This is a genomic window from Neoroseomonas lacus, from assembly GCF_014644535.1.
GTDB classification, from domain to species: domain Bacteria; phylum Pseudomonadota; class Alphaproteobacteria; order Acetobacterales; family Acetobacteraceae; genus Neoroseomonas; species Neoroseomonas lacus.
Window position 1 is genome coordinate 24118 of sequence record NZ_BMKW01000013.1, and the last position, 23654, is coordinate 47771.

The window sequence follows — 23654 nt, forward strand, 5'->3', positions numbered from 1 at the left end:
TTTCGCTGGCGCCCAGCGTGGCGGGCTGATATAGGAATATAATCAAGGTTCAATGCTGCGTCCGGTTGGAGGGGCTCTGCCCCTCCAAGCCACCCCGCCAAAGGCCTAAGGGCCTCTGGACACCTTGATCCAATGCCGGGCGCCCCGAGCAGAATGAGCGCCGCGCGCGCATTGCCGAAGCAGCATGTCTGCACTGCCCGGCGCCAAGAGATGGCCTTCCAAATGGCACTGTCATCTGGTGGAGTGATATGGCGGACGCAACCCCGAAGGCGCGAACATTGGAGGGGCCCTGCTCCGCCAAACCACCCCTCAAGGGCCAGCGGGCCTTTGGAAGCCGATACCGGGCATCATGGGGGGATCGGTGCCAAGATTCGTTCTCTTGCCCAGCGCGACGTTCGTTCCTGGCGACAATTTGTCGCGCCCGCCACCAAGTGACGGTTTCCAAAGGCCCTTAGGCCTTTGGTGGGGGAGGTCCGGAGGGGGCAAAGCCCGCTCCGGTTCCACCGCGCGACAGCACTATCGTCGCGCGCATGGGGCAGAGTCCCTTCATATCCGCCCGTCGGGCTGTGGCATTGAACCGCCGAGAATCACAAGCAGAAGGACGTCACGCATGCCCCCGCTCCCGGCCAGCGAACGACCCGTCAATCGCCTTGCGCAATCCTGGCCTTTGTCCGAAATCGGGTAGTCCTCGCGGAATAAAATGCTAAAATTTTAAAGTACCCCATTCAACACGAAGGACCCGCCATGCCCTACCAGCCCTTCGACCTGACCGGGAAGGTCGCCCTCGTCACTGGCGGCAATTCGGGCATCGGCCTCGGCATGGCCCGTGCCCTGGCCGAGGCCGGCGCGGATGTCGCGATTTGGGGCACCAACACGACCAAAAATGCCGAGGCCCGGGCGATGCTCGCGGCGACCGGCGTGCGCACCCATGCCGAGACCTGCGATGTCGGCGACGAGGCCGCGGTCGAAGCCGCCTTCGCCAGCACCCTGGCGGCGCTGGGCCGTGTCGATGCTTGCTTCGCCAATGCCGGCACCTATGGCCGCAAGATGAAGTTCACCGAGCTCGACAGCGAGGAATGGCACCGCGTGACGCGGGTCAATCTGGACGGCGCCTTCTACACTCTGCGCACCGCGGCGCGGCACATGGTCGAACGCGGCAGCGGCGGCTCGCTGGTCGGCACCGCGTCGCTCGCCGCCATCGAGGGCGCGGCGCGCAACGCGCAATATGCCGCGACCAAGGGCGCGATGGTGGCGGTGATCCGCGCACTGGCGGTGGAACTCGCCCGCCACGGCATCCGCGCCAACGCGGTGCTGCCCGGCTGGATCGAGACGCCGATGACCGCGCGCAGCGTCGGCGACGAGAAATTCAGCGCCGCCGTGCTGCCGCGAATCCCCGCGCGGCGCTGGGGCACGGGTGCGGATTTCGGCGGCGTCGCGGTCTATCTGGCAAGCGACGCCGCCGCCTACCACACCGGCGATTGCCTGGTGCTCGACGGCGGCTATTCGCTGTTCTGACGGCGCAGCCGCGCCCGGTCAGGATCCCGCCATCGACTGTCGACAGGGCCGCCCGGAACGGTCCTTCAGACGGACCCGCCGGTGCGGAACCCGCCGCCCGAATCGCTGCTGCCGCCAGTGGAGAAACCGCCGCCGGCATCGCCACCACCGCTTCTCCAGCCGCCGCCCTTGCCGCCGCCACCCTGCGGCTTGCCCTTGCCCCAATAGGCGGACTTGTCTTCGTCCCACCAACCGCCATTCGGCGGCGCCGCACTACCGCTTGACCAGGGGCCCGGCGCCGGCCGGCCCCAGGGGCCTGGCAGCGGCTTGCCCCAGGGCCCGGGCTGGCTGGTGCCGGGCATCTGGTCCGGCATGCGCTGGCGTTCCATGCGGTCCCAGAAGCCGTCACGCGACAGCGCGCCGCGCAACAATTCGCCGACCAGCGCGCCGACAAGCGCACCGCTGGCGAAACCCCAGTCGCTGCGCTCGACGCCGCGGGTTCGCATGTCGTGACGCAGTGTCTGCAGTTCCGTCAGGCGCCGCCGCGCGCCATCGGCCTGCGCCTGGGCATCGGCCAGTGCATTTTCGAGCCGCGCGCGCTCGGCGGCGGTGATCTCAAGCCGGGCGACGATGGCGTCATCCTCGCGCGTCGGCGTGCGGGAGGCCTCTTCGCGCAGCGTGCGCAGCGACCTCGCGCCGATCGCTGCCTCCAGCGCGCGGATCGCCTGCTGCGAGGCCGGGTCCTCACCGGAGGCCAGGGCGCTGCGCTTCGCCTCGGCCTCGGTCAGGGCGGCGCGGGCGGCTTCCACCGCATCCTCGGCGGCTTCCAGGCTGGCGGGGTCGATCCGGCCACCGCCTTCCGGCAGCCCGGCGAGGGCGCGGCGGCGTTCGACCATGGCGCGCACGGCGGCATCCGCCTCGGCCCGCATGCGACCGGCATGGGATGTCATGCTGCCCGGCAGTTCCGACAGCAACGCGTAGGATCGGCGCGCCGGTTCGAATTCGATCAGCTTCGCGACCCAGCCATCGATCATGCGGACCAGGGGAAAGGCGCGATACCGCCCGGTGCCCCAGCCACGGTCCCACAGATAGGCGAACAGCGGATCGGCGCGGTAGGGCCGGCCCTTCTCCTCGAAGTCGCGTTCGGCGAAGCCGGATTTCTGTTCGGCATGCTGCGCGACACGCTCGGCTTCCTCCGCCAGCTTCGACAGGCGCTGGAATTCGAGGTCCTCCGCCGCCTTGGCATCGGCCGCCTTCAGGGCGGTGGCTTCGGCTTCCTGCACGGCGCGATGCCGCGCCACCTCGGCATCGCGCCTGGCTTCGGCCGCGACCAGCGCGTCGCGCGCGTCGAGCACGCCGCGCTGCACGGCCTCGAGCTCGCTCGCGCGGCGCGCCAGGCTCTCGCGTACCTGCGCACCGGCGGCATCCAGCGCATCGACGGCCTGGCGGCCATCGGCCAGTTCCATCAGGCGCAGTCGCGCTAGTTCACGCAACGCCTCCGCTTCCTCGGTGCGCAGCCCCTCGCGTTGGGCGGCGAGGCGGTCGGCTTCCGTCTGCGCGGCGGAGGCTTCGCGCTGCGCATCCGACAGCCGCGCATCGACTTCCTGCAGCACGTTGACGCCATTCACCATGACAGGATCGCCCCCCCGGTCGTCTGCACGGTCCAGCGTGTCGCCAGGCTGCCGGCGGGCTTCTCGCCGATCACGGGCTGCTCGATGATGCCGTTGGCGAGCTTGTCACGCCGCACGCGCTCGAACTCCGCCTCGGGCACATGCAGGCCCCAGCGCGAAACGCGGGCGGTGATGCCATCTTCCTCACTGGTGACCTGCACCTCGACCGGGCGGCCGTCACGGTCCACAGCCTCGACGATCAGGTAGTAGTTGCGGGCGCGCGGATTGGAGGCCGGGACGCGCCAGATGGCCGATGGTTCGCCCGGCCGGTTGACGATGCGCACGCTGTAGGCGGCCGCCAGCCGTGCGGCGAGATCGTTGAGCGCGGTGCGCCGCGCGCGCGCCTCCGTCAGGTTGCCGGCGCGCGCCGCGGCCTCGCCTTCGGCCAGCAGCCGCGCCGCATCAGCGCGCGGCTGCGCGTCCTGCGTGCCGGCCAGCACGCGGTCGTATTCGGCGCGCAGGGTGCGTGGCAGTTCGGTGTTCAGTTCGCGCGCAACGGCCGCCGCTTCGCGTTGGCGCGGCGCGACGACGGTGAAGTGAAACACTCCCCAGCCGACCAGGAGGACACCCAGCCCCGCCAGGGCGAAGCGTCCCCAGCGGCTACGCGTCGCCCAGGCGGTGGCGAGGCTGCGCTTCCACCCCTCGCCCTTCGGCGTATAGGCGAAGCGCTTTTCTTCCAGGGCCGTGATGCCCTGGTCGAGAACGCTGTCCGAGACCTCGATGCCCTGCGATTTGTAGATTTCGCGCAGACGTTCGCGCAGGCGCTGCTGGCGTTCCGCGCCGCCCAGCTCGCGTTCGACCAGGCGATCGGCGTGGCGGATCGTGTCCACCACATCCATCGCCATCATCGTCTCGTCGAGCGCCGGCACGGCCACGACCTTGGTGTTGCCTGCGACCGGGTCAGGCATTCGCCTGGACGACCGCCGAGGCACGCTGCGTCAGCTTCGCCATGCGCTGCTTCGCATCTTCGACCGAACGGCGGATCTCGTCACTGTTCTGCGTCGCAGCAGTGCGCATCTCGTCGATGATCTCGAGCGAGCGTTCCTGGTAGTTCACCACGGATTCGACCAGCTTCTTGACCGCGTCGGCCTGGATGGTCGGGCCGTAGCCGGCGCGCAGCGCGGCCTCCTGCACCTTGCCGCCGATCTCGGCGAGCACTTCCAGCGACTGGTTCACGCCGGACTTCATGCTCTCCAGCGCGCGGGTGCTCTCGTGCAGGCCGTGCATGCCGGTGAAGGAGGCGGTCAGCGCCGTCAGCACCGCCTCGTTGGTCGAGAAGAAGGAGACCGATTGCTGGTAGACGCGTTCCTTCGCCGTCGTGGTCTGCACCAGACGGGCCATGATGACCTCGGAGGTGTTGTAGGAAACGGTCAGGTTGTCCGCGAGGTCCTTGGCGATCTGGTACTTGCCGTCCTCGGCCTGCAGCACGCGCAGCGCCTCGTCGCGCGAGAGTTCCAGCCGCGCCCGTTCGGCCGGTTCCATCGCCACCGCCGCCTCAGCCGCCTTCACGGCCGCGTCGGTATCGGCCTTCGCGACATTCAGGCGTCCCTCGGCGGTCTTGAGCACTTCAAGCGCCAACACCTCGGCCTGCTTCAGCGCGCCGCGGAAGTCGCGATAGGCCTCGAGGATCGCATGCTCGCGGTCGATGTTCTCCTTGGTGTCCTTCGACACTTCCAGATAGGTGTCGCGGATCTTGTCGAAGCGCGAGGCGATGTCGCCACGCGTGGCCTTCTGCCAGACGTTCGACAGCCGCTCCATGGTGGAGATCCTGCCGTCTTCCATCTGCGCGACCATGCCGCGCGCATCGTCGCGGATGGAATTGAAGGCGGTGGTGATGGTCTGGTAGCGCTCGCCGACCTCCATCGCCTTGATCTGCTCGCGAACCACCTCGTTGAAGGTGGTGGCCTGGTTCAGCACCCGGGCGATCAGGGTGACGCGGTCGGTGTCGACCTCCATGATCTTCGACAGCAGACCGGTGATCGGGCTTTCCTCGGCCGAGGCGGCCGGCAGCGGCAGGCCGAGGTCGCGCAATGCGCCCATGGCCTTGTCGAGGTAGCGCATGGGCTGCACGGTGACGGCGGTTTCGCTCATCCTGTCCGATCTCCTGGCCTGGGCATGCCGATTCCGGACGTAGGGACGCCCGGAAAACCGGTTCACGCCATCGAATATGGGCCCGGACCGTGATGGATGAAGGGTCGCCGCATCACAGCCCCGGGGGTAGGGGGCGGACTCATAGCCCGGCCCGCCGCCCAAGTCAGCCATTCATGCCGAGCGCGAATCCGTCATGGCGTGACGGCGCGCACATCCTGGGCGCGGGTGCGCTCATCAACCCTTGGGGTATGCGCGAAGCCCTGGCGCATGGCCCAGATGTTCTTCTGCAGATGGGTCGGGATGATGCCCTGGTCGCGCACCAGGATGCGGGTCGCCTCCTGCAGCATCACATCGCGCCGCGGGTCGTTCAGCTCCCGGCTGGCCGCCTGCAATGCCGTGTCGAATTCCGGGTTCGAATAGCGCCCCCGGTTGACCGACCCCGTCCCGCGCTGCCGATCATAGGTCGCGGCAACCGACCGCAGCGCCGCGAGCGGCTCCCCGGTCGAACTGCCCCAAGAGACAAGGAAGGTCGAGAATTCCTGCCGCGAGGCGCGGGCGACGAAGCTCGCGAAGGGCGCAACCTCGACCTGGGTGCGGATGCCGATGCGCGTCCACATCTGCCCGACCGCCTGGGCGATGCGGCCGTCATTCGGGTAGCGATCGTTCGGCCCATGCAGCGTGATGCGGAACCCGTTCGGGTACCCCGCCTCGGCGAGCAGGCGGCGCGCCGCCTCGGCATCCGCCGCCGGCACGGTAAGGTCTGGCGCGTAGCCGAAGGCGCCTTCCGGCATCACCTGAACCGTCGCGGCCGCCGCGCCTTCCATGATGCGCGAGACGATCGCCGCGCGGTCGATGGCGAGCGACAAGGCGCGGCGCACCCGCACATCCTTCAGCGGATTGCGGTCGAGCGGCCTGCCGTCATTGTCAGTGATGAAGGGCGACGGGCCGTCGCGCATGTGGTCCATCGCGAAATAGATGAAGCGCATGCTGTCGATCTCGCTCAACGACACGCGTGGGGTGTGGCGCAGACGCTCGACATCGGTGGTGGGCACCTGGTCGATGAAGTCGACATCACCGGCGAGGATCGCCGCGGTGCGCGATGCGTCGTTGGTGATCATCCGGTAGTCGATGGTCTGCCATTGCGGGCGGCCGGCCCAATAGGCGTCGTTGCGCTGCAACTCGATCCGCTCGCCGGCGCGATGCATCGTCATCCGGTACGGGCCGGTGCCGATGGTCGCGCGGCCGGCATTGAAGTCCTCGGTCGTCGCCCCCTGGTGCGTCTGGCGGTCGAGCATCGGCACCATGGCAATGTCGTTCGGCAGCACCGGCGCGGGGCCGTTGGTGCGGAAGCGGATGGTGTAGTCGTCGACGATCTCCACCCCCGTGATCGCCTGGGTATAGGTGCGGAAGGAACCGGGGCTGTTCACCACGGTCGGGATGCGTTCGAGGGTGAAGGCGACATCCTCGGCCGTGAAGTCCGATCCGTTGTGGAACTTCACGCCGCGGCGGAGGCGGAATTCCCAGACATCCTCGCCGACCGGCCGCCAGGACTCCGCGAGGCCAGGCCGCACCCGCGCGCGGTCATCGGTCTCGATTAGATTGTCGAAGACCATCGAGGCGAAGGCATTGTTGGGGGAGATGTTGTGGAAATGCGGGTCGGTCGAGGTGACCTGCGCCCCCACGCCCATGCGGAGCGTCTGCGCTTCCGCCGCGCCCACCGCGACGGCGAGCCCCGCGGTAGCGGCCATCAGAGCCTTTTTCATTGTTCGCTCCTCCCGTTCGTTGTTGTCAGCTCAACAGATAGGCGGCGCCGGACCTTTCGCAGATGCCCCGGATCAGCGTGTCGAGGCTGGCCGGAATCGGGATGCCGTCGCGCAGGCGGCGCTGGCGCTCGGCCTCCTCGGGGTCGCCGGCGACCAGCACCGGCTTTGACGGATCAGCCGCCGGTGTCGCGTGCATCACGTCGATGACGTCGTCGAGATCGTTCTCGAATTCGCCCGGGGCGCGGAAGGCGGCGGGGTCGATCGCCATGAAGAAATGGCCGATGTCATCCGGGTCGCCCGGCTTCTGCGTGCGGTTCCGGATCGGCGAGAAAGAGGAACCGACCAGCGTCCCGCCAAGGATGTGCACCATCATCGCCAACCCGTAGCCCTTCGCGCTCGCCATCTCCGGCGACCCGCCAAGCGGCGACAACCCGCCCTCGGGCTGATTGAACACGATGTCGAAGCCCTGCTTCGGGTCGGTGACCGGTTGCCCCTTCGCATCCAGCACCCAGCCCGAGGGCAATTGCCGGTTGTTCAGGTCATAGACCTTCACCTTGCCCGCCGCCGTGGTCGTTGTCGCCATGTCGAGCACGAAGGGCGGGTGGCGCTTCGCCGGCGCGGCGAAAGCGAGCGGATTGGTGCCGAGCACGGGCGCGGCACCGCGCGTCGGCACCATGGTCACGCCGCGCGTCGCGGAAGTAACCATGCCGATCGCCCCCCGCCGTGCGGCAATACGCGCATAAACGCCGGCAGCGCCGAAATGATGCGAGTTGCGCACGCCGACGATGCCGACGCCGGCCGCCTTCGCCATGTCCACGGCGAGGTTCATGCCGAAGGCCGAGACCGGGTGGCCGAGACCCGCCCCGCCATCGACCAGCGCGGTGCAGGCAGTCTGCTTTTCGATGCGCGGATGCACCTGCAACTTCAGCGTGCCTTCGTGCCAGCGCTTCTCATAGGTCATCAGCATCGAGATGCCGTGGCTGTCGACGCCGAGCAGGTCGGTCTCGACCATCGCCTCGACCGTGGTGGCGAGCAGGTCCGGCGCCATGCCCCAGGATTGCAGGATGACCTCGATCTGCGCGCGCACGCGTTCATGCGGAACATTCACGGGATCAGGCTTCCTCACGCTTGAAGGTATTGGTCAGGTGGCCGATGCCGGTGATCTCAATATCGACCACGTCGCCGGAGACGAGGTCGGGCGAGACGCCATCCGTGCCCATCCAGATGACGTCGCCCGGATGCAGGGTGATGTTGCGCGTCATGGTGGCGATGAACTTCGCCACGCCGAACAGCATGTGGTTTGTGTGGAACCGCGTGCGGATTTCGCCATTCAGCCGCACGATGGTCTCCGCGGCGTCGAGGTCGAGGTCGGTCTCGATCCACGGTCCCATCGGCTTGAAGGTGTCGGAGTTCTTGGCGCGCCAGAAGGTGCGGTCGGCCTTCTGCCAGGTGCGTTCGCTGACGTCATTGCCGATGGTCCAGCCAAGCAGGCAGGAGAGCGCGTTCTCCTCCGTCAGGTGCTTGGCCTTCTTGCCGACGACAGCGACGATCTCGCCTTCGTAATGCACCTTCTCGGTGGCGTCGGCGGGGATGATCACCGTCTCGCCATGGGCGATCAGCGCGTTGGCGGCACGGTATCCCATATCCGGCTTGGCGGGGATGTTCGGTGTCTCTCCGCGGCGCGCCGCGCCTTCCTTGACATGCTCCACGTAGTTGAGGCCGGCCGCATAGAAAGTCGGCGGGATGACGGGGACCTCGATCTTCACCGAGCCGAGGTCGTGACGACGCGGCGTGGCGTCGTAGCCGCGGAACGGATCGCCAGCGACCTCGGCGATGCGGTCACCTTCGAGGATACCGTAAGCAGTGCGGCCGTCGGCCGTGAAGCGGATCCAGCGCATCAGGCGGCCAATGCCTGCTGGATGAAATCCGTCTGGAACACCTTGTCGGCCATCACCTGGCAGCGCTTCATCAGGCGATGCTCGTTCGGTCCGTAATCGGGGATGGCGTTGTGCAGCGTGCCGATGTTGTCCCAGATCAGCAGGTCGCCCTCGGTCCAGACATGGGTGTGCAGGAAACGCGGCTGCAACTGGTGCTCGAACAGCGCCGCGAGCACACGGTCGCTCTCGGCTTCATCGAGTTCGTTGATGCGCACTGCATAGCCGGGATTGCAGTAGAGCACCTTCCTGCCGGTGATCGGGTGCGTCAGGAAGACCGGGTGGACAGAAGGCGGGCGCTTGGCGCGCTGTTCCGGCGTCAGTGGCGCACGACCATTGCCGCGCTTTACCATCATGTCCCAGAACTTGTTGAAGTCATGCGTCGCGGTGGCGTTGGCGAGCCGCGCCTTCAGCCCCGGGTCGAGCTCGTCATAGGCCGCATGCATATTGGCGAAGATGGTGTTGCCCAGCACGCGACCGTCGCGTCGCGGCACCTTGTGCGCGTTGAGCACATTCACGAAGCCCATCGTGTCGCGATAGGACATGTCGGTGTGCCAGTCCTGGCCTGCATCGCCGAGGCCGATCGGCTCCCCGTTCTCGACGATGTTCGACAGGATGCCGACCTCGGGGATGTTCGGGTCCTGGAACTTGCCGGTCAGCGAGGTCTGGATGCTGCCGAAGCGCAGCGAGAAGTCCCGCAGCGCCGCCGGCTCCAGCAACTGGTTCGGGAAACACAACACGCCGTGCCGTCCCAGCGCGCGCAGGATGGTTGCGAAATCCGCGGCACTCATCGGGCGTGACAGGTCGATGTCGGTGACGCTGGCGCCGAGTGCGCCGTCATTGGGTCGGATGGTGGGCATGCCGGTGATTTCCTTTCCTGCCGCGGTGGAAAGGACAGCCTGCCTTCCGGGCACCGCCAAATGGCGGGCACGTCATGGTCGCGGACAATTCCTTCCCTCCGGCGCATCGAGGCGCCGATGCACAACGCTACCCCCGCCTCACGATGCCGGCAAATCGTTACGCGGGATTGGCATCAACGCCCGGTACGTCCAGGCTGGATGGCGGTCGGTCTGGAGGAAAAGGCGATGCGGAACCCGGTGATTGCCATTCTCGCGCAGGGGGCCATGGGGGCTGGCGTCGCGGCGCGGCTTTCCGCCCATGGCGTTCGCGTGCTGACCTGCGTCGAAGGCCGCAGCCCGGCCAGCGCCGACCGTGCCGCCGCGGCGGGCATGGAGGCGGTGCCGGAAGCCGCCTTCGCCGATGCCGACGCCTTCCTGTCCATCCTGCCGCCGGCCCAGGCTGTGGCCACGGCCGAACGCCTCGCGCCGTTGTTCGCGACGGCGCCAGCGCCACCACTCTATGTCGACTGCAATGCCATCAGTCCCGAGACGATGCGGCGCCTCGCGACTCTGCTCGGCAGCCATGGCCTGCGCGTCGCCGATGCCGGCATCATCGGTGGCCCGCCACGCGAGGGCTATGCGGGCCCGGTCATCTACGCGTCTGGTGCCGAGGCATCAGGGCTCGCCACGCTGCTGTCCGGTCGTGGCCTCGATCTGCGTGTAATGGAAGGGCCGATCGGCGCGGCCTCGGCGTTGAAGATGTCCTATGCCGGGATCACCAAGGGCCTGGTCGCGATCGGTTCGGCGATGATGCTGGCGGCAACGCGCGCGGGTGCCGCCGATGCGTTGCGCGCCGAACTCGCGGCGAGCCAGCCTGCGCTGTCGGCCTGGTTCGCGCGCATGGTGCCCGGCATGTATGCCAAGGCTTACCGCTGGTCGGGCGAAATGGAAGAAATCGCCGATTTTGTTGGCGACGATGAGAGCGCCAGCGTCATGTATCGCGGTGCCGCGACGCTCTATGCGCGCCTTGCCGACCCGGCGAGCGACGCGGAGATTGCAGGGCTGCGGAAATTCCTCGCGGACCGTTGACCCCCTGCCGATTTCGCGGGAATCACCCGCAGGTCCAGGAAACCGATGCCACGGCCGAATGCTTCGACCGCTGGTATCCGCCTCGACTAGCCCTCAGACGCCGGGCGCAATCCTACGGATTGCCTGGCGTCGTGCCGCAGGCACGCCTCCGGCCTGACGCCGGACTGCCGAGGGGCCGCATTCGCTGCATCGGCATGAGTTTCCTGGCGGGGTGCTCGAGGGGCGGTGCCCCTCGACCTTAGCTTCCCCCGGGTCAAACCGGGCGCTGCACTCCAAGCCGCGTCGCCGTGGCGAGAATGTTCGACCAGGTATCCGCTGGCAGCGGCACGCCATTGGCGTTGCGATCCGTGCGCCGCTGCGCCTCGGGCTCACCTGGCAACAACACCGGCGCAGCGGCATCGGCCGGACGGCAGGCGGAAATCCAGTCGGCATAGACCAGGCCCATGCGTTCGAATTCTTCCTGCGTCCCGAAATGCTTGGGCGAGATAAAGATCGACAGCATGCCGTTGGCGATGCGACCGCGTTCGTCGATCGGCCCCGACGTGCCGCCGGCGGTCAGGCAGCCCGCCAGCATCTCGCACATGAAGGCGAGGCCCGAACCTTTGTGTTCACCAAAGGCACGAATCGCACCCGCGCCATTCGACGGGTTGCGCGGCCCAACCGCGTCATAGGGTCCGTACAGCGTATGCGGGTCGGTGGAGAGCCTGCCATCGGGCTCGATCAGCGATCCTTCGGGCAGTTTCTTGCCCCCGCTCGATGCCACCAGCACCTTGCCCTCGGCGACCAGCGCAGTCGCGAAGTCGAGCACCAGCGGGCGGCCCGGCAGCGGCACCCCGATCGCGACCGGGTTGGTCGAGAAGCGCCGCTCCACGCCACCGAAGGGCGCCACCAGCACGCTGCCGGCGACGTTGACAAAGTGGATGGAGATCAGCCCCGCCGCGATCGCCTGTTCCGCATAGTCGCCGACGCGCCCGATATGGCCCGCATTGCGTAGGGCGGTAATGCAAACGCCCTGTTCCTGCGCGCGTGTAATGCCGAGCGCCACGGCCTGTGGCGCGACCGTCTGGCCGAAACCCCATTTGCCGTCGAGCACGGCGAAGGATCCGCCATCGGTGACGACCTCGGCATCCTGGCCCTTCACGATGAAGCCGGCTTCGAGCCATTCAACATAGCGTGGCACGCGCACCACGCCGTGACTGTCATGGCCGGCGAGGTTCGCACCCACGAGATGCGTCGCAATGCGGCCGGCCTCGGCAGAGTCGCAACCCGCCGCGAGGAAGACATCGCTTACCAGGGCGGTCAGCGCGGGGACGGGGATGTGGTGCATATCCATGGGAGCGTCCTGGAAGAAGTCGGTTGCGTATTCTCTCCCCAATTCGTTGCTTTGCGAAGGCGGGGGCGTGCTCTGACAGGAAGCGTGCCGTCATCAACGCCATGGTGCATATCCATGCGGCGATCGCCCGCTGTCAGCATCGCGGCTTGAAAGCCATTCGTTAAACTCTTTGCCTCAGCCTGGGCCGGCGCACGTTCCGTAGCGCATCTGGCGGCAGGAGGCCCCAATGACCACGATGCCCGGGCGGCATGATCTGCGCCCAACATACGCCGATGCCTCGCCACCGCGCGGGCATTGGGACTTCACCCTGAACGAGACCTGCTCGGTATTGACTGGCTGGACACGGCGCGACGCCGTTCTGCGTCAGCTCACCACGACGCATGCGGTGATCGGTGGCGTCGTCGGGCTGCGTCCTGGCGACTGCCTCCGCCTGGTGCTTTATCGCGGGCAAGCCATTGTGCGCGAATGCCGCGTCGTCGGCACATCGCTGCTGGGCGTCGAGATCGAGCATTTCGACACAGGCATGCTCGCGACGATGAGCTGATCCCCAACACACAGAAAAAGGGTGGGGGTTCGGGGGAGGTTCCCCTCCCCCGGCCTTCGTCTACATCGCCGCGACCTTGCGCGCCTGCGGCGCCAGCAGCCGCATATAGGTTGGCGTCACCAGCATCTCGGTGATGTTGGCGCGCGGCGGCATAGTGGCGACGAACAGCGCCATGGCGGCGATGTCCTCCGGCTGCAGCAGCCGCTCGATATCCTCGGCCGGCACCGGCTCGGGCCGGTTCTTCAGGATGTCGGTGGCGACCTCCCCGGGGCAGATGCAGCAGGAGCGGATGTTGTGAATCCCGTTCTCCTGGTTGATCGACTGCGACAGCGCGACGAAGCCGTGCTTCGCCGCCGTATAGCCAGGCCCGGATAGGAAGGAGATGCCCTTCCCGGCCATGGACGCGATCTGGATCAGGTGCCCGCCACCGCGCGCGCGCATGCCCGGAAGCACGGCGACCGAGGTCATGAATGGCGCGGTCAGGTTGCCATCCACCAGCGTGCGGATCGCCTCCGGCGTCAACTGGTGCATGTAGCGCTTCGGCAGGTTCACCCCGGCATTGTTCACCAGGATGTCGGGACCGCCGATCGTCGCCTCCACCTTGGCCAGCGCCGCGGCGACCTGCTTGTCGTCGGTCAGGTCCGCCGGGACAATGACGGCACCGCCGCCGATCATCGCCGCCGTCTCCTCGAGCGGCGCGGTGCGCCGGCCGGTGAGCGCGACCTTGGCCCCTTCCGCGGCGAAGGCGATGGCGATGGCGCGGCCGATTCCGCTGCCCGCCCCGGTCACCCAGGCAGACTTCCCCGCGAGACGCTGCATGCTCAGAGCACCTTGTCGTTGGATGGATCGATGAGGTGCATCTGATCCATATGCGCGATCAGGCGCAAGGGCTCGCCCACGGCCGCCGGCGTCGCCGGATCAAGCCGCGCGGAGATCTCCGCCCCGTCGAGCTTGAAATGCGCGAGCGTCTCCATGCCCATCGGCTCGATGACTTCCGGCGTCAGCGTCACCGGCGCCGGGTTGGTCTTGTCGGTGGGCTTGTCATCGGTCAGGTGCTCGGGGCGGATGCCGAACAGCACCGGCTTGCCGGCGTGAGCGCGATAGCGCGCGGTACGGGCATCCGGCACCTCCAGCGTCTGGCCGTTGGACAGCGTCAGGCGCAGCGCGCCGGACATTTCCTCGAGCCTGGCAGGGATGAAGTTCATCGCCGGGCTGCCGATGAAGCCCGCGACGAAGCGCGTCGCCGGATGGTGGTACAGCTCCTGCGGCGGGCCGACCTGCTCGATCACGCCATGGTTCATCACCACCACGCGGTCGGCGAGCGTCATCGCCTCCACCTGGTCGTGGGTGACGTAGATAGTGGTGGTCTTGACGGTCTGGTGGACTTTCTTGATCTCGGTGCGCATCTGCACGCGCAGCTTGGCATCGAGGTTCGACAGCGGCTCGTCGAACAGGAACACCTTGGGGTCGCGCACGATGGCGCGGCCCATCGCCACGCGCTGCCGTTGGCCGCCCGAGAGCGCCTTCGGCTTGCGGTCGAGCAGCGGCGTGATGTCGAGGATCCGCCCGGCTTCCTTCACCCGCCTGTCGATCTCGGCCTTGGGGAACTTCCGCAGCGTCAGGCCGAAGGCCATGTTGTCGTAGACCGACATGTGCGGATACAGCGCGTAGTTCTGGAACACCATGGCGATGTCACGGTCGCGCGGCGGGATGTCGTTCACCACGGTGCCGCCGATGGCGATGTCGCCGGAGGTGATCTCCTCGAGACCGGCGATCATGCGCAGCGTCGTCGACTTTCCGCAGCCGGAGGGACCGACGAGCACCACGAATTCATGGTCCTCGATGTCGAGGTCGATCCCCTTGACCGCCTGCACGCCGCCTTCATAGGCCTTGATGATCTTGCGAAGCGAAACCTGGGCCATGCTTGGTCCTTATTGCTGATGCCAACCGAATCACGCCTCTGCGCCCCGGGGGGCTCCGGCGATCGGGCGGCTAACCCTTGGTGGCGCCGGCGGTCAGCCCGGCGATGTAGTAGTCCATCAGGAAGGCGTAGATGATCACCGGCGGCAGCGCGGCACTGAGCGCACCGGCCATGATCTGCCCCCAGGCGAAGGTGTCGCCGCGCACCAGCTGCGAGACGACGCCGATGGTCAGCGGCATCGATTCCGCCGTGGTCACGAAGGCCGTCGGATAGACGAAGGCCGCCCAGGAGACGGTGAAGGCGAAGATCGTCGCCGCGATGATCCCGGGCATCGCCACCGGCACGAAGATCTTCAGCAGCATCTGCGACCAGCTGGCACCGTCGATCAGCGCCGCCTCGTCCAATTCCTTCGGGATGGAGGCGAAGTAGCCGATCATGATCCAGGTACAGAACGGCACCGTCAGCGTCGGGTAGACCAGGATCAGCCCCCACACCGAGTTCAGCAGCCCGAGCCCGCCGACGATCTGGTACAGCGGAATGAACAGCAGTGTGTCCGGCACCAGGTAGGTGAGGAACACGCCGGTCGCCAGCACCTGGCTGCCCCAGAAGCGCATCCGCGCCAGCGCGAAGGCGGCGAGCACCGAGATCACCATCGTCAGCACGACCACGCAGGTCGTCACGATCGCGCTGTTAATGAAGAAGCGAATGAAGATCGGGTTGCCGAGGATCGCCTCGTAGTTCTCGAGAGTCGGCGAGCGGATCAGCCACGGATTGAGCGTGAGGTCGGAAATCTCCGCATTCGACTTCAGGCTGGTCAGCAGCATGTAGACCGGCGGCGCGAGAAAGATGATGCAGGCGATGATCAGCGAGATATAGGCCGTCCACAACGCCCAGCGCCGCTCGGCACGCAGGCTGCCCGCCTTGTGGTAGATCCCGGGGATACCCCGGTTGGCTGCGGTCGCCGACATTTACATCTGCTCCTTGTTGCGGCGCGTCACGCCGCGCAGGACGAAGAAGGCGCACACCGCCAGGATCGGGAACATGAACAGCGAGACCGCGGCACCGCGCGGGATGTTGCTCGACAGGATGCCGACCTGGAACGCGTAGGACGCGAAGACATGCGTCAGGTCGCGCGGTCCGCCATTGGTCAGCACGCGGACGATGTCGTAGTTGGCGAAGGTCACGATCAGGCTGAACAGCACGGTGATGGAGATGATGTTCGCCATCATCGGCAGCGTGACGTAGCGCAACCGTTGCCAACTGGTGGCGCCGTCGATCGCCGCGGCCTCGTAGAGCTGCTCGGGCACCGACTTCAGCGCCGCGAGGTACATGATCATGAAGAACGGCGCGCCGTACCAGACATTCACGATGATGACCGAGGCACGCGCCCACCATGGTTCACCCAGCCAGGGCACTGCGGGTACCGCGAAGATGTTCAGGATCCAGTTGATCGAGGAATAGGACGGGTCGAACATCCACCACCAGCCGAGCGTCGACAGCGCCGGCGGAATCACCCAGGGCACCAGCAGCATTCCGCGCCACTTGCGCTGCCCCTTGGTCGGAATGTGGTGCAGCATATGCGCCAGCCAGAAGCCGATCAGCGCCTTCAGCAACACCGCAGTGATGGCGAAGATGCAGGACTGCCAGACCACCATCCAGAAGGTGTCGGAGTCGAACAGGATCTCGAAATTGCCGAGGCCTGTGGGCAGCCAGTCACCCTCCATGAACCCCGTCATGCGGCGGTTCAGTGTCGACAGGTAGATGCCATAGGCCGCCGGGTAACCCACCAGACCGACCACGACAACCAGCAATGGCAGCGTCATCAGGAAGGCGATCGTCGACCGCCGCCGAGCGAAGCGTTGCAGAGTATTGGCACGACCGGACCCTGCCCCGGCCGCGGTGGGTACGGCTAGCGTTCCGTCGGCTGCCATTGAAACCTCCCTGATTCAGTGGGCCGGGCGGGCAGCCGATGGCCGCCCGCCCGCACCGTTTATCCGTGCCCGGTTCAGCCGCCGCGGCGGATCGTGGTCAGCTCGCGCTCCACCCAGCCCATCGCCTGGTCGACGGTCTCACCACCCTGGACGATGCGCGCGATGAGCTTGGTGTTCAGGCCGTTGTTGTAGGCCTGCACGGCGAACTCCGCCGGCGCCGGCGCGAAGGCGACCGACGTGGTCTGGTTCTGGTGCGGCTTCACCGGATAGTTGTAGGCGAAGCCGGTGGGCGGGCCTTCCGTCTCCCAGATCTTGAAGTCGGACATCGAGAGGAACGGCGGGATGTCATACCCGCTGCTGGTGTTGGTCTGCCGTTCCGCCTGCGGGCGCTCCGACAGGAACTCGATCAGCCCCTTCGCCGCCGGTTTCATCCGGCTGAACGACCAGACACCCCAGAAATACGGCAGGTAGCCGACCATGCGACCCTCGGGGCCCGCCGGCGCCGGCGCGTACCAGCATTTTTCGGCGACCTGCGGCTGGTCGCGCTTGGCCACAGCCCAGGCGGACGGCGGGTTGAAGATCAGCGCCGAACGGCCCGAGATCAGGGCACGATTGTTCGACGCATCGTCCCACGCCCACACATCGTCGGGCAGCGCACGGGAGATGCGCACCAGCATCTCGACGGCCTGGCGAAGCTTGGCGTTGTTGCGGATCGTCGCGTTGCCGCGCGCATCCATCATGTGCGCGCCGTAGGAGTTCATCAGCGCGCCGACCCAGTCCACCGCGTCCGTGAACTGCCCCATCGGCAGGCCGAATGGCACGCCGGCCGCCTTGCACTTCTCCGCCGCGGCAGCGAAGGCTTCCCAGGTCCAGCCATCGGCGCCGGGGCCGCGCTCGGCCTTGTTCGGCCACATCGCCTGCATGTCGAGCCCGGCGTGCTCCTTCATCAGGTCGAAGCGCGTGCAGGCCGGCTTCAACTGCGTCCCCGACACGGCCGGGACGGCGGCCCACTTGCCGCCAACCTTGCCGAGATATTCGGCGGCTGGCGTGACCGCACCATACTTCTGGGCCAACCGCCCCATGACGTCGTCCATGGGCTCGAGCAACTCATGCTTCGCCGCCGGCTCCCAGGTCGGGAAGGACAGCACGTCGTGCCCGCTACGCGACTGAGCCTGCGCATTGATCGTCAGCAGGTTCTGGTTGCCGACGGAGGTGATGAATTCGACATTCACCTCGACACGGTTGGCGCGGCCCCATTCGGCGCAAAGTTCGCGCATGATGCCGTTGCCGGCCGGCACCCAATGGTCCCAGAAGCCGCACTTCAACGTGCCACCGGTTCCTTGGGCGTGAACCATCGGCGCCGAGAGCGCCCCTGCGGCGACGACGCCAGCCCCGTTGCGCAGGACATTGCGCCGGGTGATCCCGTTATTGGACATGCTTTCCCTTCCGTTCTCCCCCGGGGCGGACCTCAATGCGCGGGCCCGCTTGTCGGTGAACGCAAGGTTAGTCGCGTCAAAAGCCGCATGGCAACCACTTACGACCTGTAAGTCCCGCGGCTTGCCGACATCCTGAGCCCGGCGCAGGCTCCGTCGCCATGGACACACATGTATTCGACGTGCTCGTGATCGGCGCCGGCATCGCTGGCGCGACAGCCGCCGCGCATCTTGCCGCAACGCATCGCGTGGCGCTGCTGGAAGCGGAGGAGAGTGCCGGCTATCACGCGACAGGGCGTTCCGCCGCCATCTGGATCCGCAATTATGGCGGCGCCGATGTACGGATCCTTACCGCCGCGTCACGCGGTTTCTTCGAAGCCCCGCCCGCCGGCTTCGCCGAGGCGTCGCTCGCCCGTCCGCGCCCCGTGGTGCATCTCGCGCCGGCCGACCAGGTCGAGCATCTGCGCGCGACGATCGCCGAGGGCGACGACATGCGGGAGATATCGCTCGACGCGGTCCAGGCCATGGCCCCGGTGCTGCGGCCCGGCTACGCCGTCATGGCCGCGATCGAATCCGACTGCTTCGACATCGACGTCGCCGCCATGCATCAGGGCTTCCTGCGCCAGACGCGCCTGGCCGGCGGCGTGCTCGCCTTGCGCAGCCGTGCGGGGCGGCTGTGGCGCGAGAACGGCACATGGCATGCCGAGACCTCGACAGGTGCCGTCTTCACCGCGCCCACCATCGTCAACGCCGCCGGCGCCTGGGGTGACGAGGTCGCCCGACTCGCCGGGCTCGCCCCGATCGGGCTGCAGCCGAAGCGGCGCACCGCCTGCATCATCGATCCGGGCGATCACGACTGCGCCGACTGGCCACTGCTCGGCGATGCCGGCCATGGCTGGTATGTCCGCCCGGAAGCGCGCCGCAAGCTGATGGTCAGCCCGGCCGACGAGACCGACAGCGACCCCTGCGACGCGCAGCCCGACGAATACGACGTGGCCGTCGCCATCGATCGCATGCAGCAGGCGCTCGACATCCCGGTCTCGCGCATCGAACACCGTTGGGCCGGTTTGCGCAGCTTCACACCCGACCGCGGCCTCGCCATCGGCCAGGGTGCGGAGGCCGGCTTCTTCTGGATGGTCGGCCAGGGCGGCTATGGCATGCAGACCGCGCCGGCGGCCGGCCGGCTGCTCGCCGCGCTGGTGGCGCAGAATGACCCGGGGGCGCTTGCGGCCGCCGTGCCGCTGTGCGACCCGATGCGCTTCGCCCGGAGTGCCGCCGCATGAGTGAACACCAGCCGACTTTCGAGGATGTCCGCGCCGCCGCCACGCGGCTGGCCGGGCGCATCGTCCATACGCCGCTGCTGCGCAACCGGTTGCTCGACGAGATCACCGGCGCGACCGTGCTGGTCAAGCCCGAGGCGCTGCAGCGCACCGGCTCGTTCAAGCTGCGCGGCGCGACCAATGCTGCGCTGCTGCTCTCCGCCGAGGCCCGGCGCGGTGGCATCGTCACGCATTCCTCCGGCAATCACGGCCAGGGCTGCGCGGCGGCGGCGCATATGCTCGGCATGCAGGCGACCATCGCCATGCCGTCGGACGCACCCACCATCAAGGTGGAGGCGACGCGCCGCTGGGGGGCGGAGATCATCCCCTATGACCGCCACGGCACGGATCGCGAGGCGCTGGCCGAAGCCCTCGCCGCCGAACGCGGCGCCACCATCATCCCGCCCTTCGACCATCCGCATGTCATCGCCGGGCAAGGCACCGTGGCGCTCGAACTGATCGAGGATGCGGGCGCGCTCGGCCTCGCACTGGATGCCTTCGCGGTCTGCACCGGCGGCGGCGGGCTAACCGCCGGCTGCGTGCTGTCGCTCGAGGCACTCGCCCCGCAGGCGGAGGCCTTCGCGGTCGAACCGGAGGGTTGGGACGACACGAAGCGCTCGCTCGAAGCCGGCCGCCTGATCGCCAACACCACGCCGGGCAGCGGGTTGTGCGACGCGCTGCTGTCGAAGCAACCCGGCGCGCTGACCTTCCCGATCAACCATCGCCACCTGGCCGGCGGCGTGGTGGTGACGGAAGCCGAGGTGTTCCACGCGATGCGCTTCGCCTTCGAGCATCTGAAACTGGTGGTCGAGCCCGGTGGCGCGGTGGCGCTAGCCGCCGTGCTCGCCGGGAAGGTGGCGGCGAAGGGTGGCGTCATCGGCGTCGTGATCAGCGGCGGCAACGCCGACCCCGCGATCTTCGCCCGCGCCCTCGTCGCCTGATGCGGTTGCCGCTGCGCCAGCGCCCGACGCTGCTGCTGGCGCTGGCCGTGCTGCTGGCCGTCAGTGGCCTGGTCGCGCAGATGCCGGGATACCCGCTGCGTACCGCCATCCTGGTCGGCTGGTGCGCCGGCGCGGCGACCCATGCAACGATGCTGCTGCGGCACCTGGTCATCACGCCGCCGGAGAGCCTGCGCAAGCATGCCGCCCTGGTCGAGGACAGCCGCTGGGTGATCCTGGGCACGACGCTCGCCGCCTCGTTGGCCGCGCTGGTCGGCGTGTTCTCCGAACTCGGAGGCGGCGGGCCGCGCGCCGCGCATTCCGTGCCGATCGGCATCACCACGATCGTGGTGTCCTGGGTCTACCTGCATGTGCTGTTCGCCGTGCACTACGCGCACGCCTATTGGCTGACCACCGGCGGCATCGTCTTCCCCGGCGGCAGCAAGCGGCCGGATTGGGCGGAGTTCCTCTATCTCGCCTTCACCGTCGGCATGACGGCGCAGGTCTCGGATGTGACGACCTCCTCCCCCGGCATGCGGCGGCTGGTATTGGCTCACGGCCTCGCCGCCTTCGCCTTCAACGCGGCGATCGTCGGCTTGGCGGTGAACCTGTTGGCCGGCGGCGCCTCGGGCTGATGGGAGGCTTGTCTTGCGCCCGGTTCGGCGCTTCCCTGGCGGCATAATCACAACCGTCAGGGAAACGCCATGATCGACCGCCGGAGCCTGCTGGCCCTGCCCATCCTCGCTGCGCCCATCGTCGTCCGCGCCGAGACCTTCCCCTCCCGCGCCATCAATCTCGTCAGCGGCTATGCGCCGGGCGGGTCGACCGACGTCGCCGCGCGGCTGGTCGGCGACCGGATGCAGGGCTTCCTCGGGCCCGATGCGCGCATCGTCGTGGAGAACCGGCCGGGTGCGGCGGGGCGCATCGCTTCGGACTGGCTGCGCCGCCAGCCGGCGGATGGCTACACGCTGATGCTGACCGAAAGCTCCTCGCACGGGCTGCTGCCACACGCGCTGCGACGCGGCACGCCGTATGACCCGGTGGCCGATTTCACCCAGGTGGCGATGGTTGCGACCACACCCTATGTCGTCATCACGCGCAACGACTTCCCCGCGAGCACCGCGCAGGAACTCGTGGCGCAGTTGCGCAGCAGCGACCCCGAGACGCTGCCCTTCGCCACCTCCGGCGTCGCCAATGCCACGCATTTTGCCGCCGAATTGCTGGTCAACGGCCTCGGTCGCGGCGGCAAGTTTCCCAATGTGCCGTACCGCTCGGGCGGGCAGATGGTCGAAAGCATCGCGCGTGGCGAGACCGCCTGGGGCACCGCGGCGCTGGCATCCGCCTTCACCCAGATCCGTGCCGGGCGCGTGCGTGGCATCGCGGTGACCTCGGCGCAGCGTTCGCCATCCTTCCCGGAAATTCCGACCCTGGCCGAAAGCGGCGTCCCGGGCTTCGATCTGGTGAACTGGTACGCCATCATCGGCCCGCCGAACATGCCGGCGGCCGTGACCGAACAGCTCAACAAATCGATACGCGAATCGCTCGCCAATGCGACGCTGCGCGAGCGCATGCTGATCGCCGCGCTCGACCCGTGGGATGCCGACAACTCCGCCGAGGCGGCGCGCACCTTCTTCACCACCGAACAGACGACCTGGCGCGAATACGTCAACCGCACGAACCTACGGCTGGAAGAATGACCGACACGACTGAAGCCGACATCATCGTGGTCGGCGGCGGGTCCGCCGGCTGCATCATTGCCGCGCGGCTGTCGGAGGACCCCGGCTGCCGCGTGCTGCTGCTCGAGGCCGGGCCGCCCGACCGCGACATCTTGATCAGCCTACCGGCCGGCTATGCCAAGCTCTATGGCAGCGGCAAATACGATTGGCGTTACGAAACCGAAGCCGAACCCAACCTGAACGATCGTCGCATCCACTGGCCGCGCGGCAAGGTGCTGGGTGGCTCCGGCAGCGTGAACGGCCTGGTCTTCCTGCGCGGGTCCCCGCACGACTATGACCGCTGGGCGCAATCGGGCGCGACCGGCTGGTCGTACCGCGATGTCGAACCGGTCTTCCGCCGCATCGAACATTGGGATGGCACGCCCGACCCGTCGCGCGGCGCCGAGGGCGCGATCCATGTGCGCGAACCGCGCCGGATGGCGCCAGGGGCCGATGCCTTCGTCGAGGCCTGCATCGCCGCCGGCCTGCCGCGCAATGCCGATTGGAACAACGGCCAGCCGATCGACGGCGCTGGCCCGGTGCAACTCAACGTCAATGGCGGCCGGCGGTCATCGACGGCGAAGGAATACCTCCGCCCCGCCATGGCGCGCGGCAATCTGCGCGTGGAGACCGGCGTGCTGGCGACGCGCATCGTCGTCGAGAACGGCCGCGCCACCGCCGTCGAGGCGCGGCAGAATGGCCAGCCCGTCACCTTCCGCGCCACGCGCGAGATCGTCTGCTCGGCGGGTGCGGTCGAAACGCCGAAATTGCTCATGCTGTCAGGCATCGGCGATGGCGCGGCGCTGCAGGCGCTGGGCATCCCGGTGATGCATCACAGCCCCGGCGTCGGCCGCAACCTGCAGGACCATCTGGTCGCGAAGTTCATCTACCGCACCAGGCCCTGCGGCACGCTGAACGAGATCATGCGATCCCCGCTGCGCCAGGCGAAGATGGGGCTCGACTACCTGCTCTCGCGCACCGGCCCGCTGGCGATCGGCGCCGGCGAGGCCAATGCCTTCGCCCGCGTCACGACCGGCGCGGAGGAAGCCGAGATCCAGTTCCTCTTCGTGAACTTCTCGACCTTTTCCTACGAGGCCGGACTGCACGACTTCCCCGGTTTCATGTTCAACTACGGCGTCTGCCGCCCCGACAGCCGCGGCGAGGTCTTCCTGAAATCCCCCGACCCCGCCGACAAGCCCGGCATCCGCGCCAACTACCTCGACCATCCGAACGACATCCGCGTGATGCTCGGTGCCGCGCATCTCGGCCGCAAGGTCGCCGCCCAGGCGCCGCTCGCCGCGCTGATCGAGGAGGAACTCCGCCCCGGCCCGGGAGCGACCACCGACGAGGCGCTGCTGGAGAACATCCGCGCCACGGCCGGGACCGTCTTCCACCCCTGTGGCACCGCGAAGATGGGCAGCGACCCGATGGCCGTGCTCGATCCGGAATTGCGCCTGCGCGGTATCGCCGGGCTGCGCGTGGCGGATGCCTCGGCCTTCCCGCTGATCCCGTCGCCGAACATTCAGCCGGCGGTGATGCTGGTCGCCGAGCGCGCGGCGGCGTTCATCAAGGCAGCGGCGTGAGGGCTTCGCCGGGCGGAGGAAAGGCCGGAGGGGCTTTGCCCCTCCAGACCACCCCAC

The 23654-nt window shown here is 67.8% G+C and carries 21 protein-coding genes; 8 read left to right on the forward strand and 13 right to left on the reverse strand.

The features are described from left to right. Nucleotides 1-744: 744 nt before the first annotated feature. Nucleotides 745-1515: an SDR family NAD(P)-dependent oxidoreductase gene (locus tag IEY36_RS23345; RefSeq protein WP_188971414.1), complete on the forward strand. Its 771-nt coding sequence runs from the start codon at nt 745-747 to the stop codon at nt 1513-1515. Between the two features lie 65 nt (nt 1516-1580). Here IEY36_RS23345 and IEY36_RS23350 read toward each other — a convergent pair whose 3' ends face one another. The 7 genes from IEY36_RS23350 to IEY36_RS23380 form a co-directional block, all read right to left on the reverse strand. Then, nucleotides 1581-3125, reverse strand: coding sequence for a coiled-coil domain-containing protein (locus tag IEY36_RS23350; RefSeq protein ID WP_188971417.1), 1545 nt, complete (start codon nt 3123-3125; stop codon nt 1581-1583). Then, entirely contained in the window at nt 3119-4072 is a 954-nt protein-coding gene (locus tag IEY36_RS23355) for a DUF6384 family protein (protein ID WP_188971419.1), read from the reverse strand. The genes IEY36_RS23350 and IEY36_RS23355 overlap by 7 nt, the downstream gene beginning before the upstream one ends. Next, nucleotides 4065-5255 (reverse strand): cell surface protein, encoded by a 1191-nt coding sequence (locus tag IEY36_RS23360; RefSeq protein WP_188971421.1) that lies wholly within the window; start codon nt 5253-5255, stop codon nt 4065-4067. The genes IEY36_RS23355 and IEY36_RS23360 overlap by 8 nt, the downstream gene beginning before the upstream one ends. 191 nt (nt 5256-5446) lie before the next feature. After that, nucleotides 5447-7018 (reverse strand): ABC transporter substrate-binding protein, encoded by a 1572-nt coding sequence (locus IEY36_RS23365; RefSeq protein ID WP_188971423.1) that lies wholly within the window; start codon nt 7016-7018, stop codon nt 5447-5449. Nucleotides 7019-7043: 25 nt separating this feature from the next. Then, nucleotides 7044-8126, reverse strand: a complete 1083-nt coding sequence (locus tag IEY36_RS23370) for an Ldh family oxidoreductase (protein ID WP_229681527.1) — start codon at nt 8124-8126, stop codon at nt 7044-7046. 4 nt (nt 8127-8130) lie between these two features. Further along, the gene (locus IEY36_RS23375) at nt 8131-8916 is read right to left on the reverse strand and encodes a fumarylacetoacetate hydrolase family protein (protein WP_188971425.1); all 786 of its coding nucleotides are present in this window, start codon (nt 8914-8916) and stop codon (nt 8131-8133) included. Continuing rightward, nucleotides 8916-9812: a TauD/TfdA dioxygenase family protein gene (locus tag IEY36_RS23380; protein ID WP_188971427.1), complete on the reverse strand. Its 897-nt coding sequence runs from the start codon at nt 9810-9812 to the stop codon at nt 8916-8918. Before IEY36_RS23380 ends, IEY36_RS23375 begins: the two co-directional genes overlap by 1 nt. A gap of 225 nt (nt 9813-10037) precedes the next feature. Between IEY36_RS23380 and IEY36_RS23385 the strand changes: the two genes are divergently transcribed. Continuing rightward, the gene (locus tag IEY36_RS23385) at nt 10038-10880 is read left to right on the forward strand and encodes an NAD(P)-dependent oxidoreductase (protein WP_188971429.1); all 843 of its coding nucleotides are present in this window, start codon (nt 10038-10040) and stop codon (nt 10878-10880) included. Between the two features lie 253 nt (nt 10881-11133). Here the strand turns inward: IEY36_RS23385 and IEY36_RS23390 are convergent, their stop codons facing one another. Beyond that, on the reverse strand, nt 11134-12213 hold the full coding sequence (locus tag IEY36_RS23390; RefSeq protein ID WP_229681528.1) for a malate/lactate/ureidoglycolate dehydrogenase: 1080 nt from the start codon (nt 12211-12213) through the stop codon (nt 11134-11136). Nucleotides 12214-12439: 226 nt separating this feature from the next. On the opposite strand from IEY36_RS23390, the gene IEY36_RS23395 reads away from it, so the two are divergent. Further along, nucleotides 12440-12757 (forward strand): hypothetical protein, encoded by a 318-nt coding sequence (locus IEY36_RS23395; protein WP_188971431.1) that lies wholly within the window; start codon nt 12440-12442, stop codon nt 12755-12757. A 60-nt stretch (nt 12758-12817) separates the two neighbouring features. On the opposite strand, the gene IEY36_RS23400 is transcribed toward IEY36_RS23395, so the two are convergent. The 5 genes from IEY36_RS23400 to IEY36_RS23420 all read right to left on the reverse strand — a co-directional run bounded on the left by IEY36_RS23400 (nt 12818) and on the right by IEY36_RS23420 (nt 18045). Continuing rightward, nucleotides 12818-13576, reverse strand: coding sequence for an SDR family oxidoreductase (locus tag IEY36_RS23400; RefSeq protein WP_188971433.1), 759 nt, complete (start codon nt 13574-13576; stop codon nt 12818-12820). A gap of 2 nt (nt 13577-13578) precedes the next feature. Continuing rightward, the gene (locus tag IEY36_RS23405; RefSeq protein ID WP_188971435.1) at nt 13579-14679 is read right to left on the reverse strand and encodes an ABC transporter ATP-binding protein; all 1101 of its coding nucleotides are present in this window, start codon (nt 14677-14679) and stop codon (nt 13579-13581) included. 70 nt (nt 14680-14749) lie between these two features. After that, entirely contained in the window at nt 14750-15646 is an 897-nt protein-coding gene (locus tag IEY36_RS23410; RefSeq protein WP_188971437.1) for a carbohydrate ABC transporter permease, read from the reverse strand. Then, nucleotides 15647-16609, reverse strand: coding sequence for a carbohydrate ABC transporter permease (locus tag IEY36_RS23415; protein WP_188971439.1), 963 nt, complete (start codon nt 16607-16609; stop codon nt 15647-15649). A gap of 74 nt (nt 16610-16683) precedes the next feature. Further along, a complete protein-coding gene (locus IEY36_RS23420) occupies nt 16684-18045 on the reverse strand; it encodes an ABC transporter substrate-binding protein (RefSeq protein WP_188971441.1) in 1362 nt (453 codons plus the stop codon). A 158-nt stretch (nt 18046-18203) separates the two neighbouring features. Here IEY36_RS23420 and IEY36_RS23425 point away from each other — a divergent pair, with 158 nt between their 5' ends. From IEY36_RS23425 to IEY36_RS23445, 5 genes are all read left to right on the forward strand, one after another. After that, nucleotides 18204-19325, forward strand: a complete 1122-nt coding sequence (locus tag IEY36_RS23425) for an NAD(P)/FAD-dependent oxidoreductase (protein ID WP_188971443.1) — start codon at nt 18204-18206, stop codon at nt 19323-19325. Then, entirely contained in the window at nt 19322-20302 is a 981-nt protein-coding gene (locus IEY36_RS23430; RefSeq protein WP_188971445.1) for a threonine ammonia-lyase, read from the forward strand. The genes IEY36_RS23425 and IEY36_RS23430 overlap by 4 nt, the downstream gene beginning before the upstream one ends. Next, nucleotides 20302-20934 carry a DUF1345 domain-containing protein gene (locus tag IEY36_RS23435; protein ID WP_188971447.1) on the forward strand — a complete coding sequence of 211 codons (633 nt, stop codon included), beginning with the start codon at nt 20302-20304 and terminating at the stop codon, nt 20932-20934. The genes IEY36_RS23430 and IEY36_RS23435 overlap by 1 nt, the downstream gene beginning before the upstream one ends. 69 nt (nt 20935-21003) lie before the next feature. Continuing rightward, the gene (locus tag IEY36_RS23440) at nt 21004-21996 is read left to right on the forward strand and encodes a Bug family tripartite tricarboxylate transporter substrate binding protein (protein WP_188971448.1); all 993 of its coding nucleotides are present in this window, start codon (nt 21004-21006) and stop codon (nt 21994-21996) included. Continuing rightward, the gene (locus IEY36_RS23445; RefSeq protein ID WP_188971450.1) at nt 21993-23597 is read left to right on the forward strand and encodes a GMC family oxidoreductase; all 1605 of its coding nucleotides are present in this window, start codon (nt 21993-21995) and stop codon (nt 23595-23597) included. Before IEY36_RS23440 ends, IEY36_RS23445 begins: the two co-directional genes overlap by 4 nt. The last annotated feature ends 57 nt before the right edge of the window (nt 23598-23654 follow it).